This is a genomic window from Sporomusa sphaeroides DSM 2875 (genome assembly GCF_001941975.2).
Lineage (GTDB): Bacteria > Bacillota > Negativicutes > Sporomusales > Sporomusaceae > Sporomusa > Sporomusa sphaeroides.
On sequence record NZ_CP146991.1, the window covers coordinates 3,957,593 to 3,970,206 of the forward strand.

14 protein-coding genes are annotated in these 12,614 nt (G+C 52.5%); 5 read left to right on the forward strand and 9 right to left on the reverse strand.

Annotated elements, in window-relative coordinates; genetic code table 11:
• Nucleotides 1-77: 77 nt before the first annotated feature.
• Complete coding sequence (locus tag SPSPH_RS18375; RefSeq protein ID WP_075757896.1) at nt 78-1,154, reverse strand: MBL fold metallo-hydrolase; 1,077 nt, start codon at nt 1,152-1,154, stop codon at nt 78-80.
• Between the two features lie 139 nt (nt 1,155-1,293).
• Between SPSPH_RS18375 and SPSPH_RS18380 the strand changes: the two genes are divergently transcribed.
• Complete coding sequence (locus SPSPH_RS18380) at nt 1,294-1,581, forward strand: hypothetical protein (RefSeq protein ID WP_075757897.1); 288 nt, start codon at nt 1,294-1,296, stop codon at nt 1,579-1,581.
• Nucleotides 1,582-1,680: 99 nt separating this feature from the next.
• On the opposite strand, the gene SPSPH_RS18385 is transcribed toward SPSPH_RS18380, so the two are convergent.
• Complete coding sequence (locus tag SPSPH_RS18385; protein WP_075757898.1) at nt 1,681-2,484, reverse strand: DUF3794 domain-containing protein; 804 nt, start codon at nt 2,482-2,484, stop codon at nt 1,681-1,683.
• A gap of 292 nt (nt 2,485-2,776) precedes the next feature.
• Here SPSPH_RS18385 and SPSPH_RS18390 point away from each other — a divergent pair, with 292 nt between their 5' ends.
• From SPSPH_RS18390 to SPSPH_RS18400, 3 genes are read left to right on the forward strand one after another with little or no spacing between them, the layout of a single operon-like run.
• Nucleotides 2,777-4,486, forward strand: coding sequence for an FAD-binding protein (locus SPSPH_RS18390; RefSeq protein WP_075757899.1), 1,710 nt, complete (start codon nt 2,777-2,779; stop codon nt 4,484-4,486).
• Entirely contained in the window at nt 4,486-5,433 is a 948-nt protein-coding gene (locus SPSPH_RS18395) for a succinate dehydrogenase/fumarate reductase iron-sulfur subunit (protein WP_075757900.1), read from the forward strand. The genes SPSPH_RS18390 and SPSPH_RS18395 overlap by 1 nt, the downstream gene beginning before the upstream one ends.
• The gene (locus SPSPH_RS18400) at nt 5,433-6,308 is read left to right on the forward strand and encodes a CoB--CoM heterodisulfide reductase iron-sulfur subunit B family protein (RefSeq protein ID WP_075757901.1); all 876 of its coding nucleotides are present in this window, start codon (nt 5,433-5,435) and stop codon (nt 6,306-6,308) included. Before SPSPH_RS18395 ends, SPSPH_RS18400 begins: the two co-directional genes overlap by 1 nt.
• Before the next feature lie 72 nt (nt 6,309-6,380).
• On the opposite strand, the gene SPSPH_RS18405 is transcribed toward SPSPH_RS18400, so the two are convergent.
• Both SPSPH_RS18405 and SPSPH_RS18410 read right to left on the reverse strand, forming a co-directional pair.
• Complete coding sequence (locus SPSPH_RS18405; protein ID WP_075757902.1) at nt 6,381-7,277, reverse strand: uroporphyrinogen decarboxylase family protein; 897 nt, start codon at nt 7,275-7,277, stop codon at nt 6,381-6,383.
• A gap of 181 nt (nt 7,278-7,458) precedes the next feature.
• On the reverse strand, nt 7,459-7,689 hold the full coding sequence (locus SPSPH_RS18410) for a hypothetical protein (protein ID WP_075757903.1): 231 nt from the start codon (nt 7,687-7,689) through the stop codon (nt 7,459-7,461).
• 332 nt (nt 7,690-8,021) lie between these two features.
• Here SPSPH_RS18410 and SPSPH_RS18415 point away from each other — a divergent pair, with 332 nt between their 5' ends.
• Nucleotides 8,022-8,507 carry a CarD family transcriptional regulator gene (locus tag SPSPH_RS18415; RefSeq protein WP_075757904.1) on the forward strand — a complete coding sequence of 162 codons (486 nt, stop codon included), beginning with the start codon at nt 8,022-8,024 and terminating at the stop codon, nt 8,505-8,507.
• Between the two features lie 54 nt (nt 8,508-8,561).
• Here the strand turns inward: SPSPH_RS18415 and SPSPH_RS18420 are convergent, their stop codons facing one another.
• From SPSPH_RS18420 to SPSPH_RS18440, 5 genes are all read right to left on the reverse strand, one after another.
• Nucleotides 8,562-9,035: an HAD family hydrolase gene (locus tag SPSPH_RS18420; protein WP_075757905.1), complete on the reverse strand. Its 474-nt coding sequence runs from the start codon at nt 9,033-9,035 to the stop codon at nt 8,562-8,564.
• Between the two features lie 20 nt (nt 9,036-9,055).
• A complete protein-coding gene (locus SPSPH_RS18425) occupies nt 9,056-9,790 on the reverse strand; it encodes a phosphate ABC transporter ATP-binding protein (RefSeq protein WP_075757906.1) in 735 nt (244 codons plus the stop codon).
• Nucleotides 9,783-10,607, reverse strand: coding sequence for a phosphate ABC transporter permease PstA (gene pstA, locus SPSPH_RS18430; protein ID WP_075757907.1), 825 nt, complete (start codon nt 10,605-10,607; stop codon nt 9,783-9,785). The genes SPSPH_RS18425 and pstA overlap by 8 nt, the downstream gene beginning before the upstream one ends.
• Nucleotides 10,607-11,473, reverse strand: a complete 867-nt coding sequence (pstC, locus tag SPSPH_RS18435; protein ID WP_075758020.1) for a phosphate ABC transporter permease subunit PstC — start codon at nt 11,471-11,473, stop codon at nt 10,607-10,609. Before pstC ends, pstA begins: the two co-directional genes overlap by 1 nt.
• Nucleotides 11,474-11,699: 226 nt before the next feature.
• Nucleotides 11,700-12,605, reverse strand: coding sequence for a phosphate ABC transporter substrate-binding protein (locus tag SPSPH_RS18440; RefSeq protein WP_075757908.1), 906 nt, complete (start codon nt 12,603-12,605; stop codon nt 11,700-11,702).
• Between the last annotated feature and the right edge of the window lie 9 nt (nt 12,606-12,614).

Genomic DNA, 12,614 nt, shown 5'->3' on the forward strand with positions numbered 1-12,614 from the left:
ATATTTTCAAATACAACAAAAGCCCCTGTTACAGCCGGATAAACCAAAGCCGTAACAGGAGCTTTTCTCGCGTTTTTCTATACAGAGTTATGCTTTTGCCAGGCAAGCATACCGCCGGTAAGCACATAGGCTTTTTCAAAGCCTGCCTTTTTTAATATCTGTGCACCGGTAACAGCTCTGGCTCCCGAACGGCAAACCACTGCAATATCTTTGTGCTTATACTCCTCAAGTTCACCAAGCCTTCCGGTTAACTGCCCTATCGGCAGATGGACAATCCCTTCAATAGACCCCAGCGGGCCGGTAAGCTCCTCTTTTTCCCGCACATCCAGCAGCAGTATGTCCGTCTTATTTGTCTGCAGCCGGTGCTTTAATTCCGGTACATCGATATAGTCGACCACCAGCTCGTTTACGCCTTTTTCCATAGTTCCCTTGATTTCACAGGCAGGAGTGTCGACCGGAATCCAAGCGGCATTCGGGTCCTTGGCACAGGCGTAATTGGCCTGCAGCACATCCTTCATCCAGTCTGCCGGGCCAAGGCGCAGGTCTTCAAGGTACTGAATAAACTCCTCTTTGCTCCGCTTTTGCAGATGCGGATTGCTGACCCTCTGTTTGCCCAGGGTCGACGGCTGGCGGTCCCGGTATTCATGTGCCGGATATACGACAAGACTGTCAGGCAGGTTGTCCAGCTTGTTTAGGCTCTCCCAATGGTCGGCCGGATTACCGCCCGGCAGGTCGTCCCGCCCTGCACCGGCATCGTCCAGGAACAGGAAATCACCTGTCAGCAGTTTGTCTTCCACCATCAGGCTAATGGAATCCTGCGTGTGTCCTGGAGTATGGATGACCTTAATCTCCAGCCCGTTAAACCGCAGAATGTCGCCGTCTTTGACCCGCATACTGACACACCGGGGCGGGGCATTCTCATGCATCACATACTCACAGTCGGTTGCATCCCGCAGGGCTGACCCTGCTGAAATATGGTCGGCATGAATATGGGTGTCAATAACATGGGTTAAGGTAAAGTTTTCCTCCTTTAACAAAGCAAGATACTCGGTAAAATGATCAATTACCGGATCAACGAGAATTGCCTGCCGAGACTGCTCGTTAACCAGAAGATAAGTACGACAGGCGTGTGGATTTAACTGTTTAAATAGCATAAGCTCACGCTCCCTCTGTCAGTATGTTGCTTATAGTATAGCATTTATGGCGAAAAGTTCCAGCAAAAATCCGTTTGTCTTTGGGAACAGGTTTACTGTGGTATAATAAGAGCAGTACATACTTAGGAGGTTTATCGCCGTGGTCGTTATCAAGTTAAGAAATACCGTTCAGCCAACCCCGCCTGACAAATACAAAACAATTGATGAATTTTTTGCCGATATGTATGATTACGGAGAAATTGTCTTTGCGTATGGTGAACAAAAATATATTGTCACATATTATGATAACAAGCTCTCTATCGCAGAAAGTTCCGCTCCGGATAACCTGCAGTCATTTGCATCACCGGAGGAGTTTGCCGCCACTTTTGAGCTTGCAGGCAGCAAGTTCAAAGATATTATTGCCGAAATCGATATCCTGATACGGTAATCATTGCTTGCCAGGCACCTTTCGCCAATTATGTGGCAGAAAAAAACTCCAGCCTTGCCACCGGCAGGCTGGAGTTTTTTGGCCCGTAAAGGCTGCCTATTATCCTTTGGGTTTGGGGGGCAGTACTCCCGGAGGATATCCCGGCAGTTGCAGCATAACTTCCCGGTCGGCCATAACCTTGACGGTAATTCTCAGTACCACCGACACGTCAAAGTGGCGGGTGCAGCAGTGCATTGGTTTATGCGGCTTGCAATGGTGATGATGATCATGGTCGCAGTGGCAGTCTGGTTTGCATTTGTGAGGAAACTTATGCTTCTTCAGTGTCTTCTTTTTGGGCTTATGATGGTAGTTATCGTCGCAATCACAGTCGTAGTCACAATCATCGTAGTCGTCACAGTCGTGATGATGGTGGTGATGGTGATGATCGCAATCATCGTCATAGTCGTCATCGCAGTCGTCATACTTGTGCCCTTTTTTCTTATACCACTGGGCCCGGGTATGCTCCTCGCAGGCATAATCGACAAACTCCACCATAACATTGGCCTCTGCATCCATCCCCCGCCTGGCCCCTCTGATATCGGCATGAGCGGTAAAACGAACAGGCCAGACTTCTACCGCATGCACCGGCTGGCGCGGCTTGCAGGCGACATACAGAGCCTTGACCTCAAACTGGCCTCTGACAACCACTTTGTTAGGTATAATATCAACGCTGGTAATACACAATTTTTTTACAAAAACATCAACAATCTGTTCAATGGCAGGTTTGTGGCGGGGCACCACCACATGAACATCAATTGATTTTTGGACATCTCTTTCTCCCAATACCTGCTGAACCACAATAGATTTCGGGCCATACCCTGCAGTGCAGTAGTTGGGGCGATCCCATGGTTCTATATGTGTCATTGTTACCCTCCTTTCGCGTCCTTATAACATATATATGCAAACGGGCAGAATAAGACACTAACCAAAGGTATACTCTTTCCCGGCTGCCATACCCCAAAGCCGGAAAGTTTGCGCGGCAATCAGGGTAAACTAGGCAAAAATAAATTGTTTTCCAGCTCTTAAAATATTGCGTCTTACCGGTAATATTGCAGGAGTGGAGAAGTTCTGTGTTGAAAAATATCCAATCTGGTCAAAACAAAAAAACTGTCAGCCAGGTGCTGTCTAAATTTAATATAAATTACTGAGGTGAACCATGCTTACTTTTGACGTACTCGTCATCGGCAGCGGCGGCGCCGGGATGCGCGCCGCCCTGGAAGCCGTGCGTCAGCAGGGCCTCTCCGTCGGCCTGATGACCAAGATGTTTCCCACCCGTTCAGCCACCGGCTGTGCCCAGGGCGGCATCAACGGCTCGCTCAAAAATGCCGACCCCAATGATTCCATAGAAAAACACATTTTTGATACCGTGAAAGGCAGCGACTATTTAGGCGATCAGGATGCCATCGAATACTTTATTGCCAGCCTGCCTGACGCCATCCGGGAACTGGACTACCTGGGTGTACCGTTTTCCCGTGACAGCGAGGGACGGATTGCCCAGCGCAACTTCGGCGGCGCCTCATCCCCCCGCACCTGTTTTTCCGCCGACGTAACCGGCCATGTTATTTTGCACGCGCTCTATGAGCAATGCCTGAAGCATGGGGTAACCGTTCTGGCCGAATGGTACCTCCTCCAAATTGTTACCGACAAGGGCAAGCTGTGCGGCGTTGTCGCCTATGATATGAAAGGCGGCCGCATCGTCCCGGTTGCCGCTAAAGCCATTGTTGTGGCCACAGGCGGGGCCGGACGCATGTACTGGCTCAGGACCACCAACCCCTTTACCTCGACAGGCGACGGGATTGCCGCCTGTTTGGAAGCCGGGATTCCGGTAAAAGACCCCGAATTTGTCCAATTCCACCCTACCGGCCTGGCAGGAACCGGCATTCTGATGTCCGAAGCCTCCCGGGGCGAGGGCGGTTATCTCCTCAATAACCAAGACGAGCGTTTCATGTCCCGCTATGCGCCGGAAAAAATGGAGCTGGCCACCCGTGACCTTGTTTCCCAGGCAATTGAGACCGAGATTAAAGAAGGCCGCGGCTTTGGTGAAGGCTTACAAGCCTATGTAGAGTTAGATCTCCGGCATCTGGGCCAGGAAAAAATTATGGAACGCCTGCCACAAATCCGGGAGCTGGCCATCACCTTTGAGCAGGTTGACCCCATTCATCAGCCAATCCCCATCCGGCCCAGCTGCCACTATTCCATGGGCGGCATTGATGTCATTGACTACCGTACCTGCGCTACCGCCGTGGAGGGTGTGTTCGCCGCCGGCGAAGCGGCCTGCATCTCCATCCATGGCGCCAACCGTCTTGGCGGTAATTCACTGGCCGACATTGTAGCCTTCGGCAAATTTGCCGGACAAGGGGCCGCCAATTGCGCTGCCCGGCGTCAGGCGGTAAACACCGAAGCGGCCCTCCAGGCGGCCACAGCCTGGGAAGCCAGGTTCGAAACCGTTACCAACAGAAGCACAGGCGTCACGGTGAACAGCGTCCGTGACCGCCTGGCCGAAATCATGTGGAACAATGTCGGCGTATTCCGCACGGCTGCCGAAATGGAAGCCGCCCTGACGGTGGTTGACAGTCTGCTGCAGGAATATCAAACCGTCATGGTGCCTGATAAAAATAAGCTCTATAACACCGCCTTTGTCAACTACATCGAACTGGGCAGCATGCTGACAGTGGCTAAAACCGTTGTGCTCGGCGCCCTAAACCGCAAAGAAAGCCGCGGCAGCCATTGCCGGGCCGATTTCCCCAACCGAGATGATGCCAATTTCCTCAAACACACCCTGGTGTCCAAGGAAGGGCAAGCCTACAATATAGCTTATCGGCCGGTTGTCATCACCAACTATCCGCCGGCAGAAAGGAAATACTGATGCGCCAGATAACCTATAGAATTCAGCGCTTTGACGGCGTCAAAAGCTTCGAGCAGGAATACAGTTTCCCGCATCAGGCAGGCAAGACCATTCTCTGGGGCCTGATTGCCATCAAAGAAACCCTTGACCCCACACTGGCCTTTACCGCCGCCTGCCGCTCGGCTGTCTGCGGCGCCTGTGCCGTGCGCATTAACGGTCAAGCGTTTCTGGCCTGCGAAACACCGCTTGACGGCATCTTAGACCGTTTTGGCGATGTGCTTACCATCGAGCCTATCCAAAACTTCAAGGTCATCCGTGACCTGGTTGTGGACTGGGAGCCTAAAGCCCGACGTTTGGCAGAAGCTAAGACCTGGCTGGCTCCCAAAGACGAATTTACCGCCAGAGAGGGCTGCCGTCAGGCTGCCGCCGACTTCAAAAAGATTACCGGCCAGATTAACTGTATCCTGTGCGGCGCCTGCGCCTCGGAATGTTCTAAGCTCAGCGCCAATGCCGACGATTTTCTTGATCCCTTTACCTACTCCAAGGTCTGGAAGTTTATTGCCGACACCCGTGACAAGTCGGCCAAAGAGCGCATCAAAGCCATTGTGGATAAAGGCTTATGGAAATGCATGCACTGTGTGGAATGTGCCACCAAGTGCCCCAAGGGCCTGATGCCTAACATGGATATTTCCCGTCTGCGTCAGTTGTCGATAAAAATGGGCTATACCGATAATCCCGGCGCCCGTCATGCCCTGGCCTTCCTTCAGGATGTGGAAGCCACAGGCCGTCTGAATGAAACCAAGCTATCGGTAAGAAGTATGGGACTCCTGGGCGCTATGACCAAATTTCCCTTTGCGCTTCGCCTTGTCCGCCGCGGCAAGCTTAATCCCCTGCACTGCTCCGGCAAAGTCAAAGGCCATGAGCAAATTGCCGCCATCCTTAAAGCAGTAAGGGAGAGTGAACGCTAATGAAATACGCATTTTTCCCCGGCTGTGTGCTGGAAGGAGCGGCGAAGGAAAACTACACCGCCACAATGGCTGTTGCTAAAGCGATTGGCCTTGAGCTTGTGGAAATTCCCGGCTGGACCTGCTGCGGCGCTTCCCATGTCCAGGATGTCGACGGGTTGGCGGCCACAGCCATCAATGCCCGCAACATTGCGCTGGCCGAACAACTGGACCTGCCATTGCTTACGGTGTGCAATACCTGTACGTTAATGCTGCGCGACGCCAAAGCCGCTCTGGATACCGGCCTCAAAGAGCAAGTCAACCCGCTGCTTGCCCCCACCGGCCTGCAGTACCGGGGAACCAGCCAGATCACCCATCTGCTGTGGGTGCTGGTAAGCGACTTTGGTCTTGACAGGCTGCAGTCATTGGTCAAAAAGCCCTTGCGCGGCTTGAAGGCAGCGGCTTACTACGGTTGTCATATCCTGCGCCCGCCGGCGTTGATGGATTTTGAGGACCATGCCCGGCCGCAGTCGCTGGAAAAGCTGATTTTGGCGCTGGGCGCTGAACCTGTTGATTTTCCGGCAAGGCTCAGCTGCTGCGGTTTCCATGCCACCTATACTGCTGAGGCCGATCTGATTCGCATCACCGGCCAAACCAACCAAGCGGCGATAACAGCCGGTGCCGACTGCCTGGTAACCCCTTGCCCTCTCTGTCAGATGTCCCTGGACATGAACCAGCCGGAAGGCCAGGCAGCCGTACAGTGCCACCAGCAAATTCCGGTACTCCACCTGGCCCAGCTGGTAGGGCTGGCCCTTGGCCTGTCGCCGGCAGAGCTGGGAATAAACAGGCATATTGCCGGCCGCGAGCTGATTAAAGCCAAAGCAGCGGCGGTGAAATAAACACCAAAAAAAGCGGTCTGAACCCCTTTCCAGTTTAAGGGTTCAGACCGTTTCATTATGTTCCTTGGAAGGTTATACCACAATATTTTGGGCTGTTTTATATACCGTCCTGATTGTATCTAAGCGCATTCCTGCAAATAAACCGCTGCTGGTGCCAAAAATCAACCCGCGGCCGGCAGCCTGAATAATTTGCTGTACACTGCGCGCCAGCTCAGCCGGGTCACAGTCTTCCAGCAACTGTGCCGGGTCCAGGTTGCCCCACAGACATAAGGTATTCCCATACTGCGCTTTTACCGCCCCGATATCCATTCCTGCCAGGGCTTCTATGCATTGCAGGCCATCAAAGCCGGCAGCCGCAATGTCGTCAAGCAGGGCCATCAGGTTGCCGTCAGAATGAAAGAACACCGGCAATCCCAGCTGCTTGGCATATTCGAGCTGACGAATCAGCGAAGGAAATACCGTTTTGCGCAAAACATCCGGCCGGACAATAGGCCCCCGGGTATAAGCAATGTCATCGGCAAGCAGGATGCCGTTTATCCCGTTACCGGCCAGCCGCTCAATTGTGGCCAGGTTCAGGTGTTCGACAGCGGCCATGATATCCTGAAAATCACCATGACCCTTAAACAGCTTGACGATGAGCTCCTCAAACCCCAGCAGCCTGCAGCCCCAACCCACCGGCCCGTCCAGTACCGCAAAGGTAAACAGACCGGAATCCACCCATTTTCCCAAGTCGTTAAAAACCGCGGCCCGGGCACCGGGAACTTGTTTCGCCGGTAAAGCAAAGCAAGGGTGCAGGCATATGGCATCCAAACCCATTGTCTGCACAAAATCCAGGCGATGGTCAAATGTCACCACCTCCTGACCGTGCATAGCCTGTACCAGCTCATCGCCAATAACCAGCTCGGCGCACGGCGTCCGGTCAACCGGTAATCCCTTGATTGCTGCTGCAACCCTCGTCCGATGCTCCATAATACCTCCCCCACTCATTGTGCCACAAACGCGAAACTGCCAGCGTCCGGCACAAATTGCTCAATATGAATAGTTTCTCCATAAAGAGCAAGCCCACCTGCTTACTGCATTACAGCAAAAAAACACGAACAAAGCCTGAACCGGTGCACTTTCACCATGGTTCAGGCTTATCAAAAAATTTTTACCGGCCAATGATTCCGTTTCTTATATACCTGATGAAACGTGTCAGCTTGCCGCAGTTCCAGTCATCGGCGACAGTACGGTCAGGGGCCTCGGAAGTATGTAACAGGTCTTCCGCTCTCGCCATTGCCGCCAGATGCTTATTAGCCAGAATGCCGCCCTGGTTTGGCCGCTGGGAGCTTCGGCCATGCTCAGGCTTAATTACCGTACGTGATATCCCGGGTTTTTGCATACCATTTCCCTCCAATTTTTTCTAATTATCCGCTCAAAGTTCCCGTTGCCACAGACGGCGTAATCCGGTTAAGGCCGGCTGCCCGCCTCCATGGCTTGATCGTACTGGAATAAATTCACTTCCTTTCAACTTTTATACTATTACTTTGGTTACAATATTACAATACTAATATTATGACCAGTTGCAGCAGGTATTAACAATCTTGCGTATAACCGTCATTTCTGCAACAATCTATTGACTGGTTTAGAACCCGGTGATATAATAATTGATTTATTTGATATTTTCCCGTAGTTGTGTTATACTTAATCGTACAGTTACTAGGGGGTGACTTCATGTTTCAGATTGGTGATAAGATTTTTTATCCGATGCATGGCGGAGGTATCATTGAGAAAATTGAAGAGAAAGAGATTTTCGGGCAAACACAACTTTATTATGTTGTGAATATACCTCATAGAAACATGCAGGTAATGCTCCCCTTGGATAAGACAGAGAAACTGGGGATGCGGCCAATCGTAGATTCAGCCCAATTGGATGCTGTGCTGAGCACAATCCATGACGACTGCGAGACTGCTCCGCCAATGAATGATACGCAAAGACAACGGCTGAATATGTCCAAAATCAAAACCGGCGACATCTACGAGGAAATTGAGGTAATACGGGATCTCCTGCGCATCAGAAACAAGCGCAAACTGGGAATGGCTGACAAGAACATGCTTGACAACGCCCGGCAGATTCTTATTAGCGAGGTCGTGCTGGTAAAAGACATTCCCCTCGAGCAAGCCACTCATATGTTAGACAAAATGTTTGACGGCGACTAAGTAAATAAACAGAAAGACCTAAAACGCGCTGCTGCAGTTTTAGGTCTTTCTGTTTTATGTGCGCAAAGTAGCCACAAGTCTCCCGGTTTTTAGCAGCAGCTGCAGGGCAGCCTTAGGCTGGGTTACCACAACATCAGCTTGCTCCAGGGTTGGCCGGTAAATCCCTTCAGGCCCGATAACCCCAACAGCCAGGGCGGCTTCGGCAAACATCGCCAGATCGTTGGCGCCATTGCCGAAACAAACGGTATTGTCCGGACCGCACCTTCTGATAAAATCGCGTTTTTGCTCAGCCTCCCGGCCTTTGTCAATAATGTGAAGGTGTATCCCCTCCACATCGCCTAACTGCGCCCGCACCAGGCCAAAGGTATCTGCCGTCAGTACTGTTACCTGGACTATTGCCCCAACCTGTTTAAGCAATTCTTTTATTTCCGCTGCAACAACACCATCTTCCGCCAAGGTGCCATTATAGTCAAAAACGGCATGGGTGAATCTATACTCCCGACCATCCGGCAGGTTAACATGGATCATCAACCTTCACTCCTCGTTTCTTAAAATGCCAAAAACTCCTGGGTCAGCGGGTCCTGCGGCTGCTCTAGCAGCTGCGCGGTGGCACCGGCTTCAATGATTCGCCCCTCTGACATAAAAACTGTCTGCCCTGCCACCCGCCTGGCCTGGGCCAGATTATGCGTAACAATGACAATGGTTAACCGGGCACTCAGTGCCAGCAGCAATTCCTCAATCAGCCGGGTGGATTTAATATCCAGGCTGGAACAGGGTTCATCAAGCAGAAGGACTTTGGGATGTACCGCCAAACTCCGGCCGATGGATAAGCGCTGCAATTGCCCGCCTGACAATTCCCTGGCAGGCGAATTAAGTTTATCCTTGACCTCATTCCATAAGCCTACCTGGGTAAGTGTGGCGGTAACCACCTGCTCCAGCTCGGCCTTATTGCTTACGCCATAATATTTCGGACCAAACAGGATATTTTCCCTGATGCTCAGCGGCAGTGCCACCGGCTTTTGCAGGACCATACCGGCCTGCCGCCGGACGGCTGCCGGCTCGCCGACACTGTATACATCCTGGTTGTCCAGCACGATGCTGCCGCTGGCCCGGAACCCCGGCACCAGTTCAGCCGTCCTGTTGATGGACTTTAACAGCGTGGTCTTGCCGCAGCCTGACGGTCCGATAATAGCGGTAATAGCTGTGCGGCTAAAAGCAGCCGTGACGGTATGCAGGACTTGTTTATCGGCATAAAAGGCGCTAAATTCCCGGATGTTAATCATGTGAGGTCACTCGCTTTCCGTACCGGCTGCGCAAATAGAAGCTCAGCAGGTTTAATGCCAGTAAAAGCAATACCAGAACCAGGGCGGTTCCATAAGCCCGTTCCAGCGAAATATGCTGACTGAATAAGATGTATAGATGAAAAGGCAGCGCCATCACCGGACTGAACAGGTCAATAGAGCCCCGGGACATCACCACCGCGGCAGTAACCATGATGGGGGCGGTAGCCCCGGCAGCATAGCCCATGGCCAGTAAAACCGCACTCAGCAAATGCGGACTGGCGATAGGCAGGATGACCCGCTGCAATAAGTACCGGCGCGAGACTCCCAGTGAAGCTCCCACCAGGCGGTACTCATCATTTACCGCCTGCAAGGCATCCCGCATCAGCACAACCAATGTCGGCAGAATCATAATAGCCAGCGTAAGTCCGCCTGACAGCAGGGAAATCCCGAAACCCAGCGTAACGACGAAAAAGGCATAACCAAATAAGCCTGTTAAAATTGACGGAATGCCGATCATGGCCTGGATAATAAAATTAATGCCATGAGCCACCACCGAGGCCTTGCCATACTCAACCAGATAAATGGCGGTTAACAGCGCCGGTATGGCGGCCGCCAGGCTGGCAACAGCGACAAGGCTGACTGTCCCGAGGATCGCCGGGTAGATGCCGCCTTCGGTTCCCAAAATCAGTCCCTTGGGAGCGGCAGTCAGGAACTCCCAGGACAAGGCCTCACCGCCGCGTGCCAGCAAGAGGCCCATGATGGCCAGCAACACGGCAATAACGGCCAGTCCGGAGCCCCATAAACAAATTCGTCCCATCAGTTCCGCCCCCTGCTGTTGAAATAATACATACTGAAATTGATGGAGGAAACAAAGAACAGCAAGACAACCCCGGCGGCAAATAAAGCCTGGTATTGCGGACTGCCAACGGTGGCAGTCCCAATTTCCAGCGCAATGAGGGCCGAGAGCGGTTCCCCTTTGCTAAACCAGGAAAGCGGCAAAATAAGCGTATTGCCTGCAAGCATCAGCACGGCCATCGTTTCCCCTGCCGCCCGGCCAAACGCCAGCGTAACGGCACTGACCATATTGCGTCCGGCCAGCGGCGCCAGGACCTTCGCCGTTATATACAGCTGCGAGACACCCAGCACATACCCGGCCTCCCGGTAGGCGGCCGGAATGGACCGGAAGGCGGCATAGGTACCTGACACAATGTAGGGAACCACCATAACCGCCAGTACCAGTGAAGCACAAAATAACGACTCCCCACTCGGCACGCCAAAGACCCGCTCATACCAGGGCACAATTACGCTGGCTCCCAGAAACCCATAGACCACCGAAGGGATGCCGGTAAGAATATACAGCACGGTACGAATAACGGCCGACAGCCAGCCCGGGGCATATTCGGCAAGAAATATGCCGCAGCAAATACCCAGCGGCGCAGCGATAACCATGGCTCCCAACGCCGACCACAGCGTACTGACAAGCATAATAAGCAGGCCGAACCGGGGCGGATTATCCAGCGGCTGCCACTCGCCGCCAAACAGCAGGGACATGCCCAGTTCCCGCCACAGGGGCAGACTTTCACCGGCAATGAACATATAGACCGACAGCAAAACCAGCACCGAACCTGCGGCACATAGCAGGCCGCACCATTTTAGCATTATATCTTTTCTATCACTTAGCATAACTCTCTCCGTAAACAAACTCTCTTCCGGGTTCACCCCGCGTACCGGCTTCACAGGCCCGGACATTGTACCTACGCGGTTTGGCAATAAGCCTTGCACTGCCGCATGCGCCGTCAGGCGCACCTGACAGCTACGGAAAACGGGGGAAGATGGCTCACCTGCACAGTGTGGCAATCTCCCCCCGCTAACTATCTGTTTAGCAGTGGACTCTTATTATCGTATGTATTTACTTGGCTTTGACAGGTACAAAGCCCATTTCTTCCAGGAGCTTCAGGCCAGTGTCGGACAGAAGATAGTTAATGAATTGCTGTTCGCGCTCATCAGCCTGCGCCTTGGTAATAAGAATCAACGGGCGCGAGATGCTGTATTTGCCACTCACGATATTTTCATTGGTAGGTTCAAAGCCATCGACCGACAATACGGCAATTTTTCCTTTATTCTGGTCAACAAGCCCTGTGGAAACATAGCCTACCGCATCGATATTATCCTGAACCTTGCCGGCCAGGGCACCCATTGAAGGCATCTGGATGGCTTCTTTGGCAATCGGCGTGCCTTTCATGACGGCTTCGTCAAACGCCTGGCTGGCGCCGCCGCCCAGGTCACGGATGGCCACAACAATGGTACGGTCAGGCAAGCTGGCATCAAGCTGCTTCCAGGTTTTTATCTCGCCGGCAAAAATCCGTTTGACTTCGTCTTTTGTCAGATTGGGCTTGACTTTGACTACCGGGTTTTGCGGATGTACAGCGATGGTCAAAGCATCATAACCCACCGTGTGCAGCTTATGGTTGGGCAGCTTTTGCTTCTCTTCCTCTTTTACTACCCGCGATACCAAACCGATATCCACCGTTCCATTGGTCGCGGCTTTTACCCCAAAGCCCGAACCGCCGGTTGCCACAAAAATCGCGATAGGATCATCGGCAAACGCATCCTTTACCTTTTTCCAGGTTTTATATTTTTCCGTAAAATCGTCGGCAGCTTTGGCAACTACCGGTGCCAGCGTGCTGGAACCACCAATTTTAATAGAAAAGTCCTTCGCCGGTTGCGGCTGATTCGCAGTGGGAGCCGAGCTGCCACAACCTGCCACAGCAACGACAAAAGCCAGTAATAGAACATAGGTTAACAGTCTCTTCATGGTTTCCTC

Bases quoted from the DNA above. Each gene is read 5' to 3' on its own strand.
- SPSPH_RS18385 (WP_075757898.1), bottom strand. From the start codon at position 2,484: ATGACACATATAGAACCATGGGATCGCCCCAACTACTGCACTGCAGGG.
- SPSPH_RS18405 (WP_075757902.1), bottom strand. From the start codon at position 7,277: ATGGAGCATCGGACGAGGGTTGCAGCAGCAATCAAGGGATTACCGGTT.
- SPSPH_RS18415 (WP_075757904.1), top strand. From the start codon at position 8,022: ATGTTTCAGATTGGTGATAAGATTTTTTATCCGATGCATGGCGGAGGT.
- SPSPH_RS18410 (WP_075757903.1), bottom strand. From the start codon at position 7,689: ATGCAAAAACCCGGGATATCACGTACGGTAATTAAGCCTGAGCATGGC.
- SPSPH_RS18425 (WP_075757906.1), bottom strand. From the start codon at position 9,790: ATGATTAACATCCGGGAATTTAGCGCCTTTTATGCCGATAAACAAGTC.
- SPSPH_RS18400 (WP_075757901.1), top strand. From the start codon at position 5,433: ATGAAATACGCATTTTTCCCCGGCTGTGTGCTGGAAGGAGCGGCGAAG.
- SPSPH_RS18375 (WP_075757896.1), bottom strand. From the start codon at position 1,154: ATGCTATTTAAACAGTTAAATCCACACGCCTGTCGTACTTATCTTCTG.
- SPSPH_RS18440 (WP_075757908.1), bottom strand. From the start codon at position 12,605: ATGAAGAGACTGTTAACCTATGTTCTATTACTGGCTTTTGTCGTTGCT.
- SPSPH_RS18390 (WP_075757899.1), top strand. From the start codon at position 2,777: ATGCTTACTTTTGACGTACTCGTCATCGGCAGCGGCGGCGCCGGGATG.
- pstA (WP_075757907.1), bottom strand. From the start codon at position 10,607: ATGGGACGAATTTGTTTATGGGGCTCCGGACTGGCCGTTATTGCCGTG.
- pstC (WP_075758020.1), bottom strand. From the start codon at position 11,473: ATGCTAAGTGATAGAAAAGATATAATGCTAAAATGGTGCGGCCTGCTA.
- SPSPH_RS18395 (WP_075757900.1), top strand. From the start codon at position 4,486: ATGCGCCAGATAACCTATAGAATTCAGCGCTTTGACGGCGTCAAAAGC.
- SPSPH_RS18420 (WP_075757905.1), bottom strand. From the start codon at position 9,035: ATGATCCATGTTAACCTGCCGGATGGTCGGGAGTATAGATTCACCCAT.